The sequence below is a fragment of the Bradyrhizobium sp. SZCCHNGR1005 genome, assembly GCF_032489995.1.
Taxonomy (GTDB): domain Bacteria; phylum Pseudomonadota; class Alphaproteobacteria; order Rhizobiales; family Xanthobacteraceae; genus Bradyrhizobium.
The window spans coordinates 1,185,408-1,206,635 of the sequence record NZ_JAUEZC010000002.1; the positions used below are offsets into that span (position 1 = coordinate 1,185,408).

Here is a 21,228-nt window from a genome sequence, read left to right on the forward strand (position 1 = left end):
AGGGTGGGATGCCGTGACCGACCGCCTCAAACTGATCGCGCTCGACGCCGATGATCTCGCGGTCATTTCCACCCATGTGCAGGATGCGCGGGTGCAGATCGCCGACATCATCTGGCGGCAGGCCGAGAAGCGGCTGGTCATCGGCATCAACCGGCTGGATTGGGAGCAGACGCTGTCCGGCCAGACCGAGCCGCGCCGGCTGGTGGCGGCGCTGAGGTTCGACCGGGTGCTGGCCTGCAAGTCCCGCAAGATCGACCTCGAGACGCCCGATGCCGTGCTGGAGCTGATCGGGATCGAATTCCATCCGACCGAGCCGCCCGGCGGCTGCGCGCTTCTGCTGTTCTCCCATGGCGGCGCGCTGCGGCTCGACGTCGAATGTCTGGAATGCGAGCTGACCGATCTCGGCCCGGATGAACTTGGTGCCGCCGATCCCGGCGAAGGCGAGGAGGCGGGGCCGGGCGGGAAGGGTTGACGGCCCGGCGCCGCCGCGCCATTGAGCAATGCTGGGTCGCACACCCAAAATCCTGCCGGAAAGCTCCAGAGATGCCCATCCGCCTGACCCGTAACAGCGCCGATTTCGACGAGAATTTCCGGCAGTTTCTCGCCGCCAAGCGCGAGGCCTCCGCCGACGTCGAAGCCGCCGCGCGCGTCATCGTCGATGACGTTGCCAGGCGTGGCGATGCGGCGCTGATCGAGGCGACGGCAAAGTTCGACCGGCTCCAACTGGATGCTTCGTCCCTCCGCGTCAGCCCTGCCGAGATCGCAGCGGCGGTGAAGGCTTGCGATTCCACCACGGTCGAGGCGCTCAAATTCGCCCGCGACCGCATCGAGGCCTTTCACCTCAAGCAGAAGCCGGCCGACCAGCGCTTCACCGACGAGGCCGGCGTCGAGCTCGGCTGGCGCTGGACGGCGATCGAATCGGCCGGCCTCTATGTGCCCGGCGGGACCGCCGCCTATCCGTCCTCGGTGCTGATGAACGCGGTGCCGGCCAAGGTCGCCGGCGTTGCGCGCCTCGTGATGGTGGTGCCGGCGCCGGACGGCAGGCTCAATCCGCTGGTGCTGGCGGCCGCCCAGCTCGGCGGTGTCTCCGAGATCTACCGCGTCGGCGGCGCGCAGGCGATCGCCGCGCTGGCCCATGGCACCGCGACCATCGCGCCGGTCGCCAAGATCGTCGGGCCCGGCAACGCCTATGTCGCGGCCGCCAAGCGGCTCGTGTTCGGCAAGGTCGGCATCGACATGATCGCCGGGCCCTCCGAGGTGCTGGTGATCGCCGACGACACCGGCAATGCCGACTGGATCGCCGCCGATCTGCTGGCGCAGGCCGAGCACGATGCCAGCGCGCAGTCGATCCTGATCACCGACAGCCGGCGGCTGGCGGATGACGTCGCCCGCGCCGTCGAAGGCCAGCTCAAGACCCTGCCGCGCGCCGCGATCGCCGGCGCCTCCTGGGCCGATTTCGGCGCCATCATCGAGGTCGATCATCTCGACCAGGCGGTGCCGCTGGCGGATGCCATCGCCGCCGAGCATCTGGAGATCATGACGCGCGACCCCGACGCCTTCGCCGCCAAGGTCCGCAACGCCGGCGCGATCTTCCTGGGCGCCCATACGCCGGAGGCGATCGGCGATTATGTCGGCGGCTCCAATCACGTGCTGCCGACCGCGCGGTCGGCGCGGTTCTCTTCCGGGCTCGGGGTGCTCGACTTTATGAAGCGCACCTCGCTGCTGAAATGCGGACCCGACCAGCTGCGCGCGCTCGGACCGGCCGCGATGACGCTGGGCAAGGCGGAAGGGCTCGACGCCCATGCGCGCTCGGTGGGATTGCGCCTCAATCTGCCATGACCCAGAACCCGCCAGCCGACGATGCGACCAATCGGATCGTCGCGGTGACGCTCGACGAGGAGTCGATCGGCCGCTCCGGTCCGGACATCGAGCATGAGCGGGCGATCGCGATCTACGATCTCATCGAGCAGAACCTGTTCGCGCCGGAGGGCGCTTCCGGCACAGGGCCGTTCACGCTGCATCTCGGCATCACCTCGAACCGGCTGATGTTCGACATCCGGCGCGAGGACGGCACGCCGGTGGTCACGCACCTGTTGTCGCTGTCCCCGTTCCGGCGGATCGTGAAGGACTACTTCATGATCTGCGACAGCTACTACCAGGCGATCCGCACCGCGACCCCGGACAAGATCGAGGCGATCGACATGGGCCGGCGCGGCATCCATGACGAGGGCTCGCGCACCCTGCAGGAGCGACTCAAGGGCAAGGTGCGGATCGATTTCGAGACCGCGCGGCGGCTGTTCACGCTGATCACCGTCCTGCACTGGAAGGGCGAGGGCGGCTGATGCGCGCGATCCCGTATCTCGCGGCGGCCCTCCGGGCCGAAGGCCCGTAAGCGCATGGCGGAGGCTCCGCGTGCGCACCATCCGCAGGCGGTGCTGTTCGCCTGCGGCCAGAACAGCGTTCGTTCGCCGATGGCCGAGAGCCTGTTGCAGCACATGTTCCCCCAGGCCCTCTACGTCCGCTCCGCCGGCGTGAAGAAGGGCGAGCTCGACCCGTTCGCGATCGCCGTGATGGCCGAGCTCGGCCAGGACATCTCGCACCATAAGCCCATGACGTTCGAGGAGCTGGAGGACTGGGAGGGGCTGAATTTCGACCTCATCATCACGCTGTCGCCGGAGGCGCATCACAAGGCGCTGGAGTTGACCCGCACGCTCGCCGCCGATGTCGAATATTGGCCGACGCCCGATCCGACCGGCGCTGAGGGCAATCGCGAGCAGAAGCTCGCGGCCTATCGCGAGGTCCTGGACGGTCTGCTGGCGCGGATCCGCAGGCGTTTCGCCCGGCCCGCCGGATTGTGATCGGCTGCGGCCGGTTCCACCCCGGCTGTCATCGAACCGAAACATCGACGTCGCGTCCCGCTCACGTTACCGTCTTAGACGGAACGTGAATCGCCTCATCTGCAGCGCCGGCGTCGGGTTGTGGAATGACAGCCCATCCGATAGGTTCCGCGCGCCTCATTCATCCGAACGAATCTGTTTAGCCCCTCACGCATGCTCGGCCGCCCCAAAATCGTTCTCGCATCCGGTTCGCCGCGGCGTCTGGCGCTGCTCAATCAGGCCGGCATCGAGCCCGACGCGCTGCGTCCGGCCGATGTCGACGAGACCCCGAAGCGGGGGGAGCTGCCGCGCGCCTGCGCCAACCGGCTGGCGCGGGTCAAGGCCGAGGCGGCGCTGAAATCGGTCCAGCTCGACGACGAGCTGCGCGGCGCCTTCATCCTCGCCGCCGACACCGTGGTCGCGGTCGGCCGCCGTATCCTGCCCAAGGCCAATCTGGTCGACGAGGCCGCGCAATGCCTGCGGCTGCTGTCGGGCCGCAATCACCGGGTCTACACCGCGATCACCCTGGTGACGCCGCGCGAAGGCTTCCGCCAGCGCCTGGTCGAGACCCGCGTCCGCTTCAAGCGCCTCAGCGACGAGGACATCCAGGCCTATATCGGCTCGGGGGAGTGGCGGGGTAAGGCCGGCGGCTATGCCGTGCAGGGCATCGCCGGCTCCTTCGTGGTCAAGCTGGTCGGCTCCTACACCAATGTTGTGGGGCTGCCGCTCTATGAGACCGTGAGCCTGCTCGCCGGCGAGGGGTTCCCGATCCGCTTCGGCTGGCTCAACACGGTGGGCGTGTAAGCTGCCTTCCGGCAGGGATGGACCCGCGGGCCATCGTGCCTAGATAGAAGACGATGTCGAACGAATCGCACCTTCAGTCCAAGGGCGCCGTGAAGGCCTCCGCCAAGCCCGTCCGCCGCTGCCCGATCTGCTCCCGCCCGGCCGCCGACGACGTGCGCCCGTTCTGCTCGCCGCGCTGCCGTGACGTCGACCTGCACCGCTGGCTCGCCGGCGCCTACGTCATCCCCTCTCGGGAGGGCGAGGAGGACGACGTCGAATAGGCCAGCTTTTTCAGTCTCTTGTCTGCGCGGCGTGCCTTCGTCACGGAGCCGCCAGCCCGGTTCAGCGATGATCCCCGGCATGTGGAAACAATCCGTGCGCAGGCGGTAGACAGCGCCGTCCCGGCCCACTATAACCCGCCGGCTCGTCGGGCTTTTTTCCGCCCCGGCGAGTTCGCCCAGGTAGCTCAGTTGGTAGAGCATGCGACTGAAAATCGCAGTGTCGGTGGTTCGATTCCGCCCCTGGGCACCACGCTTCGCCCGTTGGGCTACGCGTGGCGCGGCCACGCTCGACGCTCTCTTCGACCGCAAAGCGGTGAAGCTTACCCGGCGAAGCTCCCGAGCGAAGCCGGACCGCTCCGCATTCTGATTCAACTGTCAAACAGCTCCGAATTGATGGCCGCCGTCACTTCGGCTGTCATCGCCCGGTTCAACCGGGCGATCCAGTATCCCGGAGACGGCAGTCTTTGCCCGCAACGCCTCCCAGAGCTCCGTCATGGCGAGGCGCAGCGCGCCGAAGCAATCCAGGGCCGGGCACGAGATGCTGGCAAGAGATTCTGGATTGCGTCGCTTCGCTCGCAATGATGGCGGCATAGGTCCGCAGCCTCGCGGCGCGATCGGCGTCCGAGCTCTGCATCAGGCCGCCCTTTCGAAATCGAGAGGGCGCGGGGAAGGCCGGGCATCGGCTGATGCCCGTGGCCCCCGTGCGAACAAAAAGCACGGGGCAGGAACCACAGGTCCAGCCGGATGATCCGGCCTTCCCCGCGCGATGGGTTACGGCTTACTCCGTGCTCTCCCCGGGGATCGGCATTCTTGCCCCCGTCCGCGTGATGCGAGGCATCATCGCGTTGCGACAACGCGTGAAGCGTTGCGCAGAGCGCCAGCACCGAGGCGCCAGGACCACACGGCTTGACCGTCCGCGAAAGCCTGCGCGCGCGAACCGAACCGACGGACTTGGTACCTTCCCGTCGAAGTCCCGCGCGAAAGCCGATCAACTCGTTCGTCGGCGTCATCAGACGCGCTTCGAGCCGTCGCGGCCACCGCTCCCCGCCTCACGTTCGTGACGATCGCGATCCGTCCCTCTGCTCGAGGCGGGATGCGCGAGAAGATGCAGGTGATTTGCCCGACGACACAACGGGCGCAGGCTGCGACAGAGTGGCACGACGGGCAGTTTGGGGATGGGGTGGTGTGCGCCTTGAGCCGCTCGCTGCACGGATGATCGGATAAGCGCGCTGAAGCTCGGGCCAGTGGAAATGATTAGGGGAAAGCCGTTCTTGCTCTCATGCATCCCATAAGTACGAGAAAATGATTGACCGCACCTCCCAACCACACGCTAGGGTAGCCACAACGAATAGTGGATGACTGATGCTGATGAGGCCCGCTAGGGCGCCTGACGTTGCCACTGAATGACGGGCCGAACGAATGATTTGCTCGTCAGCGGAGCATCCGAGATAGCGCGAGCTGTGCACGATTTAACAGTAGTCACTGAGAGACCCAGGTAACGTTATGAACTGGACTGATACAAGTTTATGGAAAGCTATTTTGAGCCGCGGCAATCAGAATGCTCGCCTTACCCTTGAAAATTGCATGCCACAGATCGAGACTGTAATCGGCTCCGCCGGAACATCCCCTGTCGACTTTACCTTACATGACGATCAACATAGCTTCCGTGTCGCGGAGCGCATGTTTGCCATTCTCGGACAGCAAGGTGCTTTGCTGACCGACGTAGAGCTTTGCCAATTGCTGCTAAGCGCATATCTTCACGACATTGGCATGTCTCCATCTCGATCTACGATAACCTCCCACTATCAATATCTGTGCAGCGGCGACGATCGACTTCTAAATCCGATCGAGCGACAGTTGCTCCAACATTGGCTCGATGAAAGCTGGCCCGGCGTTGATATCCCTATGAGCGGAATAAACACGGCGACGGGAATTGCGCTAGCCGAGGAGATTTGCGGGTATTACTGCCGAGCTCGCCATAATGATTGGAGCGAAGAATGGATCGACGAAAACCTGAAGAGCGTTAGCCCCGGCCTCTATCCCGGATGGGCCAGTGATTTGATCACTTTATGCAAGAGCCATCATGAGGGCTATTCAGAACTCCTAACTTCGAAATATGACGCCCGCTTGGTCGGCTCCAGAGCTGAGACGCTCAACCTGAGATATTTGGCGGCGATCCTTAGGATGGCCGATGTATTGGAATTCGATCCCGAACGCACACCCGAGATAATCTTGCGGCATAGGAATATCGCGCCGAACAGCCGAATTTATTGGTATCGAGATCACGGCATCGCGTTTTCGATGAATGTAGATGGAGGCGAATTAATCTTCTCGGCTCGAACGCCAAACGCCGTGATTCACAACGCCGTACTGTCCGTAGCCGATCTCGTGAATGCAGAATTGGTCCTGTGCCGCAATCTGAGCTTGTATGGCGCATATCTGCGTGGCGCAATGAAGCCTGATGACCGAGAGCGATACGCCTGGAAATTGCCTATGCAATTAAGTTTGGACGTTCGGGAGCAGGAAGGAAAATTTACCTACATTGATGGAACATTCCAGCCAGAGGTAACAAAGCTGCTTGAGCTTCTTTCCGGCACGCAGCTGTACAGCAATCGGCTTGCTGCTGTTCGCGAGCTAGGGCGTGGACTCATAAACTCTAGTCCAGAGGCGCGCTGAGGCGAGTGCGACCGCAGCGAGGAAGTTGCATGCGAGCTTGTCGAAGCGGGTAGCGATACGTCTGAAATGCTTGAGCTTGCAGAAGAAGCGCTCGACCAGGTTGCGCTGGCGATAGATGCGGCGGCTGACAGAGCGTTGGATCACTCGCTGGCTGGTGGAAGGAATATGAGCCTTGGCACCGCTGGCCCGGATCATGTGGAGGAGAGCATCGGCGTCATAGCCACGATCGGCGACGACATCGCGGCATTTGAGGCCTTCCAGCAGAAACGACGCAGCGCGCAAGTCGTGAGCCTGACCGGGGGTAAGCATCAACCGAACCGGCAACCCATTCTCATCGACGACGGCGTTGATCTTGGTGCTCAGTCCTCCACGAGAACGGCCGATGGCGTGATCTTCGCCCCCTTTTTACCCCCGGCAGCGTGCTGGTGAGCCCGGATGATTGAACTGTCGATCAGCGCCATCGAGTGCGGCGAGCGGGCCGCCAGGGTCTCGAAAACCCGCAGCCAAACGCCTGCCTTGGCCCAGCGATTAAAGCGGTTATAGACCGTCGTGTAAGGACCGTAGCGCTCCGGGAGGTCGCGCCAGGGCGAACCCGTTCGAAGCACATAGAAAATGCCGTTAAGGACCCGCCGGTCATCCACTCGCGCGACGCCGCGAGACTTGTTCGGCAATAGAGGCTTGATCAAAGCCCATTCTCCGTCGCTCAGATCGAACCGCGCCATCCCACCCCCCAAATCTCTGCGGGAGTGAATCACTGTTCGCCAGCTAACGGAATCCCTTTATGAGTACAGAACCTAATTCAAAATGCGGCAGATTCAATTGCTGAGCAGATCGCATATGAACGATTGCAGCAGGACGACCCAGGTAATCCGGAATATGAGGTTGCGTTTGCATCGCTACATAAGATTAGAATCACGTTTGAGTTTGATGGCGCTCGGTACTGGTTGCGCTGTAATGATGACGGCGTTGGCTTGACAAAGCGACACATCCAAACACGATTGCTCCGTAGCGGTTCGAGGAACAGGCCTGACTTCAAAGCTCTAGAGCGCGAGGCGGAAAACCGCGGGTTCAAGGTCTTTCGCACTGGACAATTTGGGATAGGCCTTCTTAGCTACTTTATGATCGCCGACCTTGTTGAGTTTACAACGAGGCGGAGCGATGCAACCAAAGATGGCGGGGACGCATCTTGGGCTTTTGTTACTGAGGGGGTGGCGAGTTTCGGAGAGCTAACGAAGGGGGCGCGCGAAAAGCACGGTACGGACGTTCGATTGAGGCTTCGAGAAGAGGTTATCGATGGCGATTCCGAAGGATGGTTTGATCTACTGTTGGACTACATCAGGCGGACCGTTCGTCATTTGCCATGTAAAATTGAGATTAGAAGCAACCTTCGGAATCCTGCAATACAGTGGTCAGTCGGTCCGGGCTGGACGGCACTTCCGACCGAATTCGATGACAAGCTAATTAGTGAATTTTGTGAGGATCGCTATTTCGGACCTAATGCGCTCCTGACTTTTGAAGAGGAGGCGTCAAAACAGAAGACTGAGGGCCGATTTGCGGAATTGCGGAGCTCTGCGCGAGAGCGGCTTCGCTGGTTCGGTCCTATCGAAGCAAGAGGTGAAAGCTGGCAAATACGGTATTGGCTGCCATACTTCGAGCTTAATGGCGGAGCTTCTGTCGCATTCATTGATCTCGTAGATTCCAACGTTCAGCAGATTCCGGACGATAGGGATGCCCTTTTCCCGAAGGCGCGCGTCCTAACCTCGTGGAAGGGCTTCGCTCTAGAGGCGCCGCACTTACGGCTTGAATATGGGGTCGCTGAAATCGATCTCCTTTCTGGCGCAGAGATCGCAATAGACCGCACACACATATCCAATCTCGACAGGGCGGCAATAACTGAGGCAGTTCGCGGGGTCCAACGCGACGCGCGCGATCGATTCTTAGCCGAGCACAAGAGCTCTCACTTCCAAGTCATTAATAGGCAGGCTTTCAAGTTTATTCGCAAATACGCTGCGCCACTCTTGCCAAATTCGTACTGGATCAATCATGGCAAATTGCAGCCTGTTTCGTATCCATTCGTCGTCATGCCGGTTGCGTCATACGAACGCCGCGCCGAGCGCAACTATCTTGGCTGGAACGGAAAAAACATTCCCGTTATGTCTCCAATAGTGTTCTCTTCGAGCTCCTATTTAAACCTTGCGCGCGAGATCGGTAGTCCGCAATTGGGTCTTCATGGCGTATCTCACATCAGACCTGTAGGTCTTTGGACGGCGCCGCCCGCTCAGAATCAACTCTTCTGGACTTCGAGCTTTCCTTTGGGGTGGGAGAAGCTTCTTTATGTGAGAGCCAATGGAATCCAGTTTTGGAATGCCGGGCACGATCTAACGCGGCTACTAAGCAAGCATCCTAACGTTAGACTCAGAGCAGATAATGTGGAGGGGCAATTTAGAGAAAGTCTATCTTCGGATGTTCTCGCAGTACGTTTCTTGTTTTTGATGATGACTGAGGATATTCGCCCGCTGCAAGCGCTGAAGGATCGTTATCCATCGGAGTTTGAACGGTTTGTAGTCTTGTTGGGCGGAGATAAGCGTCCAATCTACTGGTGGTCTTTCGATTCCATCTACTCCCCTGCTACTAAGACCTGCATGCTGTCTCATGATAAGGTGTTGGAGCAGCGGGCACTCTATGAGCAACGGTACGTATTGTTGCTGCCAGACGGAGAGACATTATCCCCGCCCAAAGACGGGCCTCACGTTCTAAATGATCCTCATGAGGTTTGATGGCCATCTTGTACCGCGCCGCACATAGCGGAGAATGCGAGTATGAGCGCAGCGGTGTTGGGGCTCCGAAGAATTATCAAACGCGGTTAGGTCCTCATCGGACCGTACGACGCCTCTTGACTGATCGCCATCAGCTGCTCCGGTAAGCTGGCCGGTAGCACATTATCGCGGCAGCTCGTAGCAACCAATAAGTTGAGGCACCACTTGCGACGCGCCCATCTTAGTGAGTGCTACAGCTTACAGCCGCGACTCGGCCTTTGACTCAAGGTTGCCGAAGTGATCTTCTTCGCCTGAAGCGGGAGATTCGGAATTCAGCAATCCACACATGTCGAGGGGAGGGCGACCATGAACGGCAACGGCAACAAGCTTGTGGCGGAGGCGATCGGGACGTTCTGGCTGACGTTCGGCGGATGCGGCAGTGCGGTGATCGCGGCCGGAGTGCCCGATGTGGGAATCGGAATGCTCGGCGTGGCCCTGGCGTTCGGTCTCACCGTGCTGACGATGGCCTATGCGATCGGGCACATCTCCGGCTGCCATCTCAATCCGGCGGTGACGGTGGGGCTGGCCTGCGGCGGGCGGTTTCCGACCGGCCTGATCGTGCCTTACATCATCGCGCAGCTCATCGGCGCGATCGTTGCCGCTGCCGTGCTGTATGCGATCGCCAGCGGTGCGCCCGATTTCAGCCTTGCCGACGGCTTTGCCGCCAATGGCTATGCCGATCATTCGCCGGGCAGATATGGGCTCGGTGCCTGCCTGCTCAGCGAGTTCGTGCTGACGATGATGTTCCTGTTCGTCATCATGGGCTCGACGCACGGCAAGGCGCCGGCCGGATTCGCGCCGATCGCGATCGGCCTGGCGCTGACGCTCATTCACCTGATCAGCATCCGCGTCACCAACACCTCGGTGAACCCGGCGCGCAGCACCGGGCCGGCGCTGTTCGTCGGCGGCTGGGCGCTGGCGCAGCTCTGGCTGTTCTGGGTGGCGCCGCTGCTCGGCGGCGCGGCCGGCGGCTTCATCTATCGCTGGCTGAGCCCGGAGCCGGCCGGCGAGGTGATGGGACAGAGCCTCGTCGAGAAGGGCGTATAGGAGGCCGCGGCGCTGATAGGGTCGGCGGTGATGAAACCAGCTCGCGCTCGCTGGCTCCGCTGACCCGGGACGGCAGCGCCCTGCGTGCCGCGGTACGCTGCTTTCGCCTCACGCCTTCACGTCGAGCAGCGCCTTGGTCATCTGGTCGTCCGCCTTCATGACCTTCAGATTGGCCACGTAACTATATTTGGCGACCATCTGGCCGATCATCTCCTGCGCGAGGTCGACATTGGGCGCGGCGACGAGGCCGTTCTGGTTGGCGAAGGGCGCCTGCGGGTCCGAGCTTGCGACGGTGGACGGATTGCTGGTCCTCACGCTGGTCTGCGTGCCGCCATCGGCGCTCGCAGTCTGCACCACATCGAGCGCCGCATAGGCCTGCGGCGCGCCTGAAGGCACCGTGCCGTCGGTGTTCGGCAGCGCGCCCGTGCTCATGACATTGGCGACGTTGCTCGCGGACACCTCGAGCCGGCGCGACGCCGCATTCATGCCGGACAATGCGATGCTGGAAATGCTGCTCATCGACGGGACCCGCGGAGGACGATTCGTGCCGTCATCTAACTAGCGCCTGCAACCGCAAGCAGGACCTAAAATAGAGCGCGGCATTTGCGCGCGGCCGGTGAGGCGCCGTTTACCATGAAGGCCGAACCGGCCGGGATCAGCCCGAGCGCAGTGCGCCGGCGTGCAAAAGCGCAGGTCGCCACTTGCGGGAAGCTTTACCGCGCTACCTTAAGGTTTGGCTTACTCTCTGCACCGATACTGCCGCCAGGGGAAGTCGTGCTGCTTCGATCCGGCAGATCGGAGCGCGTTGCGCGCGCCGGATGAGACCTTGCAATCTGCACGGCCCGCGCGTCGCAAAGCATCTGATTGGGGACCGGAGATGAGACTGACTGTCAAGACGAAGTTGGCCGCGGCTTTTGGCCTCGTGATCCTGCTGTCCGCCGTTGCAGGTGCGGTCGCCTACCTGAAGCTCAACGATCTGGCGACGACGACGGAGGTTCTGACCGGCGCGGCCGGCCGCCAGGACAAGGCCGCCCAGCTCAAGGAGCTGATGCTGCTGCAGATCCGTGCCGAGAAGAACGCGCATCTCGCCTCTGCCGAGGCCGACGTGGAGCGCTACACCAACGATGTGCGCGATCTGCGTGTGAAGTTGCTGAAGACCAAGGACGACGTCTACGCCACCGCCACCGAGACCGGCAAGAAGCTGCTCGACCGCTTCGTTGCCGCCTATGCCCAGATGAACAATGCGCAGGACCAGGCGCTGAAGATAGCCAAGACCGATCGCGCCAAGGGCGTCGAGGTGTCGACCACCGAGGTTCGCAAATCGGTCGGCGAAGCAGGCGCCATTCTCGATGAATATGTCGCCTTCCTGCGCAAGCTGATGGCGGACCGCTCGGACGAGGCGAAACAGGAAGGCGCCCGCGCGGAGATGATCGTCGTCAGCCTGGTCCTCGTCTCCCTGCTGGTCGCGATCGCCGCCGCCGTGCTGATCGCGCTCAACATCAGCCGCGGCCTCGGCCGCGCCGTGAACCTTGCCAATGCGGTCGCAATCGGCGACCTCGGCCAGACCATTGAGGCCTCCAGCGACGACGAGGTCGGCGACCTGATCAAGGCGTTGACCGCGATGACTGCCAACCTCAACGCGACCGCCGCCGTGGCCGGCGAGGTCGCGCAGGGCAATCTGGATGTCGTGGCCAGGCCGCTCTCCGACAAGGACACGCTGGGCCTTGCGTTGCAGAAGATGCTGGCGAGCCTCAACGCCACCGCCGCGGTCGCCGATGAGATCGCGCAGGGCAATCTCACCGTCGAGGCCAAACGCATCACCGACAAGGATAAGCTCGGCATCGCGCTGGAGCGCATGGTCGAAAAGCTCCGCCAGGTGGTGTCCGAAGCGCTGACCGCGGCGCAGAACGTCTCCGCCGGCAGCCAGGAGCTTTCGGCCTCCGCCGAGCAGCTCTCGCAGGGCGCGACCGAGCAGGCGTCCTCCGCCGAAGAGGCTTCGTCCTCGATGGAGGAGATGGCGGCGAACGTGAAGCAGAACGCCGAGAACGCCAGCCAGACCGAGAAGATCGCCGCGCAATCCGCCAAGGACGCGGAGGCGAGCGGCGCCGCCGTCGGCCGCGCGGTGCAGGCGATGCAGACCATCGCCGAGAAGATCACCATCGTGCAGGAGATCGCGCGGCAGACTGATCTGCTCGCGCTCAACGCGGCGGTCGAAGCCGCCCGCGCCGGCGAGCACGGCAAGGGCTTCGCGGTGGTCGCCTCCGAAGTGCGCAAGCTCGCCGAGCGCAGCCAGGCGGCCGCGGCGGAGATCGGCACGCTCTCGACCGACACCGTGAAGGTGGCGCAGGAGGCCGGCTCCATGCTGGCCAAGCTGGTGCCAGATATCAAGAAGACGGCCGAGCTGGTCGAGGAGATCACCGCCGCCTGCCGCGAGCAGGATGTCGGTTCGGCGCAGATCAACCAGGCGATCCAGCAGCTCGACAAGGTCGGCCAGCAGAATGCCAGCGCCTCCGAGCAGGTGTCCTCCACCTCGGAAGAGCTGGCCTCGCAGGCCGAGCAGCTGCAGGCGACGATCTCCTACTTCCGTATCGAGCAGGGCCACGACCGCGCCTACGCGCCGGTCGATCACGCCGTCGAGCAGCTCCGCGCCAAGGCGTCCGCGATGGGTTCAAGCCCGGCCGCCGGCCGCGGCGCGCGCAAGCCGATCCCACCGGCAAAGCCGATGCGCGCGGCGAAGGTCGCGGCGGGCGGCGGCTTCGCCTTCGACATGAATGGCGGCGGCGATCAACGCGATGCTGATTTCGAGCGCTAGGCGCCCGACCGATCAACATCGACCGCAATGAGAAAGCCCGCAGCGGGTGACCGCTGCGGGCTCTTTGTTGTTGACGGCTGCTTTCGCGATCAGTCGCGCCAGCCCCAGTTCCAGGCCTGGTGGCCGCCGAAGACGCCGTGCTCGTTCCAGCCGTGATGATCGTCACCGTCATGATCGCCGTCGTCGTCGCGATCGCCGAAGGTGAAGAGGTTCATCAGGTCGCCGATCGCCGGACGGTTGAGCGGCTTGTAGCGGTGCTCGGACCGGTCGTGGATCGGGTTCGGCAGGTGGTCGCGGCTGAGCGAGGAGATCTTCGGCAGGCGCCAGTTGCGCTCGATGAATTTCAGCACCGAGACGTGATCATAATAGGTGTGATCGACATAACCCTGCTTGGCATAGGGCGACACCACGATGAAGGGGATGCGAGTGCCGTCGCCGAAGAAGTCGACCGGCTGCACATAGCCGGAGTCGTAGTAGCCGCCGCCTTCGTCGGTGGTGATGATGATCGCGGTCTTGGCCCACAGCTGCGGATTGGCCTTGACGCGATTGATCAGCTCCCCGAGGAACTTCTCATAGAGGTCGGTCGTGGAGTCGGCCGGATGCCCGGCCAGCGCCTCGAACGGACGCACGAACGACACCGCCGGCAGCGTGTTGTTCTGGACGTCGTTGAGGAAGGCGCCGTAGTTCTGCAGCTTGGCTTCCTCAGTCGGGTTCTTCATGATGCTGAGATAACCCGTCAGCGGATCGCAGATGCCGCAATAGGAGTGGAACAGCAGCGACACGCCGTCGACCGAGCTCGCGAAGGTGGTCGGATCGTTGCCGCGGTCGGCGCTGTAATACTTCCAGGAGATGCCGTGCTTGGTCATCACGTCGGCGATGGTCGGCGCCGACTGCGGCGGCAGCGTGAACTGGTCCGAGCCCAGCTTGCGCGTCGCGCTGGAGGTCTGGTTCCAGTACATGTTGTAGTTATTGACGAGGTAATAGGTATTCGACGCGCACTTGCCGTCGGCGACGCCGTGCTTGTAGAGCTGCTCGTTGACGGACGAGACGCCCGGCGCGCTCGGATCCGAGCAGTTGACGTAGGAGCCGCCGCTATAGCCGTCCTGCGTGTAGTAGTTGTTGGTGCCGGAAACCGGATCGGGATTCTCGATCTGGTTGGCGTAAGGCACCGCGGCCGAGCCGTCGAGCTTGTCCGGATTGGTGAAGAAGGCGGCGTGACCGTTCACCAGCGCCTGGAAGTTGGCGCCCGTGCCGCCCATGATCGCCTGGTGATAATTGTCGCTCATCGCATAGGTGTCGGCGAGCTGCTTGAAGAACGGCGCATCGCCGCTCTGCGCCTTGCCGGACGCGTCCGTGTAGGGATTCATGTTGTAGAATCCCATCGAGATCGCGCCTTCTTTCGGGTTGAAGCCGCCGGCGGGATAGGGCGCGCCGTTCGAGCCGGTGCCGATGGTCTGTTCGACCCAGACGAACTTGTCGTGCTTGCCGCCGTCGATGTCCTGCCACATCTGGAAGAAGCGGTGCACGGGGTCGCCGGAATAGGCGGCGTAAGGCACGTATTTGGAGATCTGGTACGGGCCGTTGGGCAGGTTGGCCGGGAAGCGGGTGTCCGGCACGTTCTGCGGCAGGCCGATGCCGTAGGTCGTGTAGGGCTGCGGCAGCGTCGTGTAGGCGCCGGTCGATGCGGTCTCGGCGTTGTAGCGGACCTCGTCGCGGCCGATGCGCTGCTCGGCCTTCTTGAAGTGCGGCCCCGGCGTGCCGTCCTCGTTGACGATCCCCTTGCTCAGGAGGTTGTCGATGGTCTGGCCGGCCTTCGGCTTGTAGGTGCCGAACAGGTTGTCGAACGTGTGGTTCTCGCCGACGATGATGATGACATGCTCGATCGGCGTGGTGGTCGCCGCGCCGGCAAAGGCCGGCATGACGCTCGTGGCGGTGAAGAGCACGGATGTGGCGAGGCAGAGCGCCTTGAACCGCCCTGTGGGCACTTTCATGAATCGTCTCCAATTGGGAAAGCTGAGGCGCGACGAAACGTCGCGAAGGTCCTCGCCGCCCTTATCGTGTCCCCACATTTCCGTGCGTTGTCAGTTGCGAGTCGGTTTGATGAAACCAATGTGACGCGGCGGTCATGAGCGCTCTTGCAACGCAATCGCAAATAGCCGCTGCCGTGCATGGCGGAGGACGCGGAGCGGCCGATCGGACGGGACAACGCGGTCGCCTCGCGGCGCGAGCTATTGCCCATATGAAGATCATATGTTCTGGTGCGCCGATGCCCGCCCCAGAGAGGGATTTTTAACGGCGCCATGGCCGCCAACGACAGCGACAAGTCCCGTCTCGACGACGCCGCGCGCGCCGGCTGGCTCTATTTCATCGCCGGCCATACCCAGGACGAGATCGCCAAGATGCTGCAGGTGTCGCGCGCCTCGGCGCAGCGGCTGGTCTCGCTCTGCCTCGCCGAGCGTCTCATCACCTTCCGGCTCGAACATCCCATCGCATCCTGCATGGAGCTCGCGGCGCAGCTCAAGAGCCGGTTCGATCTCGTGCATTGCGAGGTGGTGCCCACCGATCCGGCCGCGCCGGCAGCGGCTGCCGGCATCGCCGAGCGTTGCGCCAACCTTTTGGAATTGACCCTGCGCGCGGAGACGCCGGTCATCATCGCGCTCGGCACCGGGCGCGCGGTGCGCGCCGCGGTCGAGCGCGTTTCCCCGATCGATCGGCCCGAGCATCAGATCGTCTCGCTGGTCGGCAACATCCTGGCCGACGGCTCGGCAAGCTTCTTCGATACCGTCGGCCGGCTCGCGGACCGCACCGGCGCGCGGCACTACCCGATGCCGCTGCCGTTCCTGATGGCTTCCGAAGACGAGCGCGACCGCATGGTCCGGCTCGATGCGATCACCAAGGTCAAGGCGGTGGCCGACAAGGCGGACCTGAAGCTGATCGGCATCGGCCAGATAGACCAGAAGGCGCAGATGTATGTCGATGGCTTCGTCACCCGTGACGAGCTCACCGAGATGATGCGGCTGGGCGCGGTCGGCGAGATCACCGGCTGGGCCTATGATGCCAAGGGCCGGCTGATCCAGGGCGGCACCAACCGCCGCCTGACCAGCATTCCGCCGGACGTGCCGGCGAAAGCAATGACCATCGCCGCGGCGCTTGGGCCGGCAAAAATTCCGGCGATCCGCGCCGCGCTTGCCGGGCGCCTGATCAACGGCCTGATCACCGACGAGGCGACCGCGCGCGCCATTCTTGCGTGACGTGCTGCGACTGAGACCGCCGCGGCCGGTTGCGGACTGGCTGCAACCTCACTCCGCCAGGTGAGGGAACGCATCGCACTCGTCTTTGACCTGCCCGCACCCGCACAGCAGCAATCTTCCGCATTGCGCAACTACAAGGCGCCGGGCTGTCCTTGACAAAACCTGACTGCTGTAGTGAACATCAGCTCAACGCGTGAGCATATATTCAAAATGCGCGGGTAAGGGAGGATGCTGTGAGGAACGATGCTGCAAGGCACGCTGCTGTAAGGCACAGTTACAGTTTGAGGACCGGCTTCACTGCGACACGACTTCTGGGCGGCCTGTTCGGCGCCGCGGCGTTGCTCCTGGCAATGCCGGCGAAGGCCGAGACCACCCTGACCATCGCCACGGTCAATAACGGCGACATGATCCGCATGCAGGGTCTGACCGGCGAATTCACCAAGGCCAACCCCGATATCTCGGTCAAATGGGTGACGTTGGAGGAGAACGTGCTGCGCCAGCGCGTCACCACCGACATCGCCACCAAGGGCGGCCAGTTCGACATCCTCACCATCGGCACCTACGAGGTGCCGATCTGGGCCAAGAAGACCTGGCTGGTGCCGCTCGACAAGCTCGGTCCCGACTACGACGCCGGCGATCTGCTGCCGAAGATCAAGGATGCGGTCTCCGTCGACGGCAAGCTCTATGCCGCGCCGTTCTACGGCGAGAGCTCGATGACGATGTATCGCACCGACCTGTTCGACAAGGCCGGGCTGAAAATGCCGGAGAGCCCGACCTGGGACTTCGTGGTCGATGCCGCCAAGAAGCTGACCGACAAGCAGGCCGGTGTGTTCGGCATCTGCCTGCGCGGCAAGGCTGGCTGGGGCGAGAACATGGCCTTCCTGACCGCGATGTCGAATTCGTTCGGCGCGCGCTGGTTCGACGAAAAATGGCAGCCGCAGTTCAACACGCCGGAATGGAAGAAGACGCTGACGACTTACGTCGAGCTGATGAAGGAGGCTGGCCCTCCCGGCGCGAGCTCGAACGGCTTCAATGAAAATCTGGCGCTGTTCGACGCCGGCAAATGCGCGATGTGGATCGACGCCACCGTCGCTGCATCCTTCGTCACCAACCCGAAGGACTCCAAGGTCGCCGACAAGGTCGGCTTCGCGATGGCTCCGAATACCGGGCTCGGTAAGAGCGCGAACTGGCTCTGGGCTTGGAGCCTCGCAATCCCCGCGGGCTCGAAGAAGGTCGATGCGGCCGAGAAGTTCATCGCCTGGGCCACCGGCAAGGACTATCTCAAGCTGGTCGCCGCCAAGGAAGGCTGGGCCAACGTGCCGCCGGGCACCCGCACCTCGCTCTATCAGAACCCGGATTATCTGAAGGTCGCTCCGTTTGCGAAGCCGACGCTGGCCTCGATCAATGCCGCCGATCCGAACCATCCAACGGTGAAGCCGGTGCCTTACGTCGGCGTGCAATATGCGGCGATTCCGGAATTCCAGGGTATCGGTACGGCGGTCGGCCAGCAGTTCTCGTCGGCGCTCGCCGGCTCGACCACGGTCGATGCAGCGCTCGCCGCGGCGCAGTCGGCGACCGAACGGGAAATGAAGCGGGCCGGCTACATCAAATAGGCCGCGGTTTGTGTCAGCTCGTCAAAATTCCTCCCGAGCTGATCCTTGCGGCCATCCCTCGTACAGCTTGGGATGGCCGCCTTTTTTCTCTCTCTCTCTCTTCGTAGGCTGTCGTGCAGGGCGTAGGGTGGGCAAAGCGAAGCGTGCCCATCGAGAGATGATCAACTCGAACTGACGTGGGCACGGCGCACCGCGCCTTTGCCCAACCGACGCAAGCCATCGGTTCGTCATTGCGAGGAGCCGAAGGCGACGAAGCAATCCAGGATCTTTCCGTTCGACGATACTGGATTGCTTCGCTCCGCTCGCAATGACGACCTCTCATCGCGCGCAAGGAACGACGCTATGGCCACCAGACAGACGCAATTGCTGGCGCGGGCGCTGATGTCTCCGGCGGTGCTGCTGCTGTTCATCTGGATGATCGTGCCGCTGGCTCTGACGATCTACTTCTCGACCTTGCATTACAGCCTGCTCGATCCCGGCTCGGAAAGCTTCGTCGGGCTGGAGAATTACACCTACTTCCTCACCGATCCCGCCTTCCTTGCCTCGCTGCAGAACACGCTGGTGCTGGTCGGCTCGGTGCTGGCGCTGACGATCGGACTCGGCATCCCGCTGGCGATCCTGCTCGATCAGCCCGTGATCGGCCGCAATTTCGTGCGGCTGATGGTGATCGCACCGTTCTTCGTGATGCCCACGGTCAGCGCGCTGGTCTGGAAGAACCTGTTGATGCACCCGGTGTCCGGCCTGTTCGCCTGGATCGCGACCTCGCTGGGGTTGACGCCGATCGACTGGTTCACCGACGCGCCGCTTCTCGCCATCATCTTCATCGTCGCTTGGCAGTGGCTGCCCTTTGCCACGCTGATCCTGCTCACCGCGCTGCAGTCGCTCGACGAGGAGCAGAAGGAGGCGGCGGAGATGGACGGCGCCAGCGCGTCGTCGCGCTTCATCTATCTGACGCTGCCGCATCTGGCGCGTCCGATCACGGTGGTGATCCTGATCGAGACCATCTTCCTGCTTACGGTCTTCGCCGAGATCTTCGTCACGACGGGTGGCGGGCCGGGCCTGCAGACCACCAATATCGCCTTCCTGGTCTATTCGCAGGCGCTGATCCAGTTCGATGTCGGCAGCGCGTCGGCCGGCGGCCTGATCGCGGTCGTCATCGCCAATATCGTCGCCTTCTTCCTGGTGCGGATCGTCGGCCGCAATCTGGAGGCTTGATAAATGGCGCGCAAGGTCACCGGACGACACGTTGCGATCTCGACCATCGCCGCCTGGCTGGTCGGCTTCCTGATCTTCTTCCCGATCCTGTGGATGGTGCTGGCGAGCTTCAAGACCGAACTCGAAGCCTTCGCGACCCCGCCGTCCTTCCTGTTCTTCCACTGGACCACCGAGAACTATGCCACCGTGCAGGAGCGCAGTGACTATCTGCACCACGCGCTCAATTCGATCATCATCGCCGGCGGCTCGACGCTCATCGCGCTGTTGATCGCGATTCCCGCGGCGTGGTCGATGGCCTTCTCGCCGACCAAACGCACCAAGGACATCCTGCTCTGGATGCTCTCGACCAAGATGATGCCGCCCGTCGGCGTGCTGGTGCCGATCTATCTGATCTACAAGAATGCCGGGCTGCTCGACACCCGTGCCGGCCTCGTCTTCATCCTCTGCCTTGGCAATCTGCCGATCGTGATCTGGATGCTGTTCACCTATTTCAAGGAAATCCCGAAGGACATCCTGGAAGCGGCGCGGATGGACGGCGCCACGATCGGCCGCGAGCTGATCTATGTGTTGACGCCGATGGCGATCCCGGGGCTCGCCTCGACCCTCCTGCTCAACCTGATTCTCGCCTGGAACGAGGCATTCTGGACCTTGAACCTGTCCACCTCGGAGGCGGCGCCGCTGACCACCTTCATCGCCTCCTATTCAAGTCCGGAAGGCCTGTTCTGGGCGCGGCTGTCGGCGGCGTCCACGCTCGCGATTGCGCCGATCCTCATCATCGGCTGGTTCAGCCAGAAGCAGCTCGTGCGCGGGCTGACGTTCGGCGCAGTGAAATAACGAAAGGCCGGATCATGGGACGGATCACGTTGGAAGGAGTCCAGAAGTCGTTCGGGCCGGTCCACATCATCAAGGGCGCCGATCTCGACGTCGCCGACGGCTCGTTCGTCGTGTTCGTCGGGCCGTCCGGCTGCGGCAAGACCACGCTGCTCAGGCTGATTGCCGGCCTCGAAGACGTTTCGGACGGCAAGATCCTGATCGACGGCAAGAACGTCGTGAATGTGCCGCCGGCCAAGCGCGGGCTCTCGATGGTGTTCCAGTCCTACGCGCTCTATCCGCATATGAGCGTGCGCGGCAACATCGCCTTCGGCCTCAAGATGGCGGGCCTGCCGAAGGACGAGATCAACCGCAAGGTGGAGGCGGCCGCCGCCACCTTGAACCTGACGCCGTATCTCGACCGCAAGCCGCGCGAGCTTTCCGGCGGTCAGCGTCAGCGCGTCGCGATCGGCCGCGCCATCGTGCGCGAGCCGAAGGCGTTCCTGTTCGACGAGCCGCTGTCGAATCTCGATGCCGCGTTGCGGGTGCAGATGCGGCTCGAAGTGACGCGGCTGCAGAAGCAACTCGGCACCACGGCGATCTATGTCACTCACGACCAGGTCGAGGCCATGACCATGGCCGACAAGATCGTGGTGCTGAACGCCGGCAAGATCGAGCAATATGGCTCGCCGATCGAGCTGTACCAGAAGCCGGCCAACCTGTTCGTCGCCGGCTTCATCGGCTCCCCGAAGATGAATTTCATCACCGGCGCGGAAGCCGCTATGCGCGGTGCCGCCACCATCGGCGTGCGGCCGGAGCATTTCAACATCGTCAGCGACGGGCAGGGCTGGCCGGGCAAGGTCTTGGTGGCCGAGCATCTCGGCAGCGACACTTTTCTTTATGTCGACGCCGGAGCGCTCGGCACCTTGACCGTGCGCTGCGTCGGCGAGAAGAGCCTCAAGCCCGGCGACCAGATCGCGCTGCAGCCCGACCCCAATCGGATCTACCGCTTCGACGACAACGGCAACGCGATTGTTGCGTGAGAGGT

The 21,228-nt window shown here is 62.9% G+C and carries 18 protein-coding genes and 1 tRNA gene; 16 read left to right on the forward strand and 3 right to left on the reverse strand.

Annotated features, from left to right (window positions below; genetic code table 11):
* Window positions 1–13: 13 nt before the first annotated feature.
* From QXZ85_RS11555 to QXZ85_RS11590, 8 genes are all read left to right on the forward strand, one after another.
* Window positions 14–472, forward strand: coding sequence for a DUF2948 family protein (locus tag QXZ85_RS11555; protein WP_315728916.1), 459 nt, complete (start codon window positions 14–16; stop codon window positions 470–472).
* Between the two features lie 71 nt (window positions 473–543).
* Window positions 544–1,839: a histidinol dehydrogenase gene (gene hisD, locus QXZ85_RS11560; RefSeq protein ID WP_315767546.1), complete on the forward strand. Its 1,296-nt coding sequence runs from the start codon at window positions 544–546 to the stop codon at window positions 1,837–1,839.
* Window positions 1,836–2,342 carry a UPF0262 family protein gene (locus tag QXZ85_RS11565; RefSeq protein WP_315701741.1) on the forward strand — a complete coding sequence of 169 codons (507 nt, stop codon included), beginning with the start codon at window positions 1,836–1,838 and terminating at the stop codon, window positions 2,340–2,342. The genes hisD and QXZ85_RS11565 overlap by 4 nt, the downstream gene beginning before the upstream one ends.
* Window positions 2,343–2,396: 54 nt before the next feature.
* Window positions 2,397–2,858: an arsenate reductase ArsC gene (locus tag QXZ85_RS11570; protein ID WP_315701740.1), complete on the forward strand. Its 462-nt coding sequence runs from the start codon at window positions 2,397–2,399 to the stop codon at window positions 2,856–2,858.
* A gap of 192 nt (window positions 2,859–3,050) precedes the next feature.
* On the forward strand, window positions 3,051–3,680 hold the full coding sequence (locus QXZ85_RS11575; RefSeq protein ID WP_315728914.1) for a Maf-like protein: 630 nt from the start codon (window positions 3,051–3,053) through the stop codon (window positions 3,678–3,680).
* Between the two features lie 53 nt (window positions 3,681–3,733).
* Window positions 3,734–3,940, forward strand: coding sequence for a DNA gyrase inhibitor YacG (gene yacG / locus QXZ85_RS11580; protein WP_315701738.1), 207 nt, complete (start codon window positions 3,734–3,736; stop codon window positions 3,938–3,940).
* A 174-nt stretch (window positions 3,941–4,114) separates the two neighbouring features.
* Window positions 4,115–4,190: transfer RNA gene (locus QXZ85_RS11585), tRNA-Phe, on the forward strand.
* A gap of 1,253 nt (window positions 4,191–5,443) precedes the next feature.
* Window positions 5,444–6,616 carry an HD domain-containing protein gene (locus tag QXZ85_RS11590; RefSeq protein ID WP_316174135.1) on the forward strand — a complete coding sequence of 391 codons (1,173 nt, stop codon included), beginning with the start codon at window positions 5,444–5,446 and terminating at the stop codon, window positions 6,614–6,616.
* On the opposite strand, the gene QXZ85_RS11595 is transcribed toward QXZ85_RS11590, so the two are convergent.
* Window positions 6,575–7,338 (reverse strand): IS5 family transposase gene (locus QXZ85_RS11595; RefSeq protein WP_315704591.1). Its coding sequence is split into 2 segments (ribosomal slippage): window positions 6,575–7,014 and window positions 7,014–7,338, totalling 765 coding nucleotides; the frame shifts between segments, so codons are not numbered across the junction. The two genes, QXZ85_RS11590 and QXZ85_RS11595, sit on opposite strands and share 42 nt — an antisense overlap.
* Before the next feature lie 123 nt (window positions 7,339–7,461).
* On the opposite strand from QXZ85_RS11595, the gene QXZ85_RS11600 reads away from it, so the two are divergent.
* Window positions 7,462–9,393: a hypothetical protein gene (locus QXZ85_RS11600; protein ID WP_316174137.1), complete on the forward strand. Its 1,932-nt coding sequence runs from the start codon at window positions 7,462–7,464 to the stop codon at window positions 9,391–9,393.
* A 345-nt stretch (window positions 9,394–9,738) separates the two neighbouring features.
* Entirely contained in the window at window positions 9,739–10,479 is a 741-nt protein-coding gene (gene aqpZ / locus QXZ85_RS11605) for an aquaporin Z (RefSeq protein ID WP_316174139.1), read from the forward strand.
* Between the two features lie 108 nt (window positions 10,480–10,587).
* Here aqpZ and QXZ85_RS11610 read toward each other — a convergent pair whose 3' ends face one another.
* Window positions 10,588–10,998, reverse strand: a complete 411-nt coding sequence (locus tag QXZ85_RS11610; RefSeq protein WP_316174141.1) for a flagellar basal body rod protein FlgC — start codon at window positions 10,996–10,998, stop codon at window positions 10,588–10,590.
* Window positions 10,999–11,356: 358 nt separating this feature from the next.
* Between QXZ85_RS11610 and QXZ85_RS11615 the strand changes: the two genes are divergently transcribed.
* Window positions 11,357–13,291 carry a methyl-accepting chemotaxis protein gene (locus QXZ85_RS11615; protein ID WP_316174143.1) on the forward strand — a complete coding sequence of 645 codons (1,935 nt, stop codon included), beginning with the start codon at window positions 11,357–11,359 and terminating at the stop codon, window positions 13,289–13,291.
* 89 nt (window positions 13,292–13,380) lie between these two features.
* Here the strand turns inward: QXZ85_RS11615 and QXZ85_RS11620 are convergent, their stop codons facing one another.
* Complete coding sequence (locus QXZ85_RS11620) at window positions 13,381–15,282, reverse strand: alkaline phosphatase family protein (RefSeq protein WP_315728910.1); 1,902 nt, start codon at window positions 15,280–15,282, stop codon at window positions 13,381–13,383.
* 309 nt (window positions 15,283–15,591) lie between these two features.
* On the opposite strand from QXZ85_RS11620, the gene QXZ85_RS11625 reads away from it, so the two are divergent.
* The 5 genes from QXZ85_RS11625 to QXZ85_RS11645 all read left to right on the forward strand — a co-directional run bounded on the left by QXZ85_RS11625 (window position 15,592) and on the right by QXZ85_RS11645 (window position 21,223).
* Window positions 15,592–16,542, forward strand: a complete 951-nt coding sequence (locus tag QXZ85_RS11625; protein WP_316174145.1) for a sugar-binding transcriptional regulator — start codon at window positions 15,592–15,594, stop codon at window positions 16,540–16,542.
* A 281-nt stretch (window positions 16,543–16,823) separates the two neighbouring features.
* On the forward strand, window positions 16,824–18,155 hold the full coding sequence (locus QXZ85_RS11630) for a sugar ABC transporter substrate-binding protein (RefSeq protein WP_316174147.1): 1,332 nt from the start codon (window positions 16,824–16,826) through the stop codon (window positions 18,153–18,155).
* A 342-nt stretch (window positions 18,156–18,497) separates the two neighbouring features.
* On the forward strand, window positions 18,498–19,370 hold the full coding sequence (locus QXZ85_RS11635) for a sugar ABC transporter permease (protein WP_316174149.1): 873 nt from the start codon (window positions 18,498–18,500) through the stop codon (window positions 19,368–19,370).
* Between the two features lie 3 nt (window positions 19,371–19,373).
* Window positions 19,374–20,204: a carbohydrate ABC transporter permease gene (locus tag QXZ85_RS11640; RefSeq protein WP_315701726.1), complete on the forward strand. Its 831-nt coding sequence runs from the start codon at window positions 19,374–19,376 to the stop codon at window positions 20,202–20,204.
* A gap of 14 nt (window positions 20,205–20,218) precedes the next feature.
* Window positions 20,219–21,223, forward strand: a complete 1,005-nt coding sequence (locus QXZ85_RS11645; protein ID WP_315701725.1) for an ABC transporter ATP-binding protein — start codon at window positions 20,219–20,221, stop codon at window positions 21,221–21,223.
* Window positions 21,224–21,228: the final 5 nt, after the last annotated feature.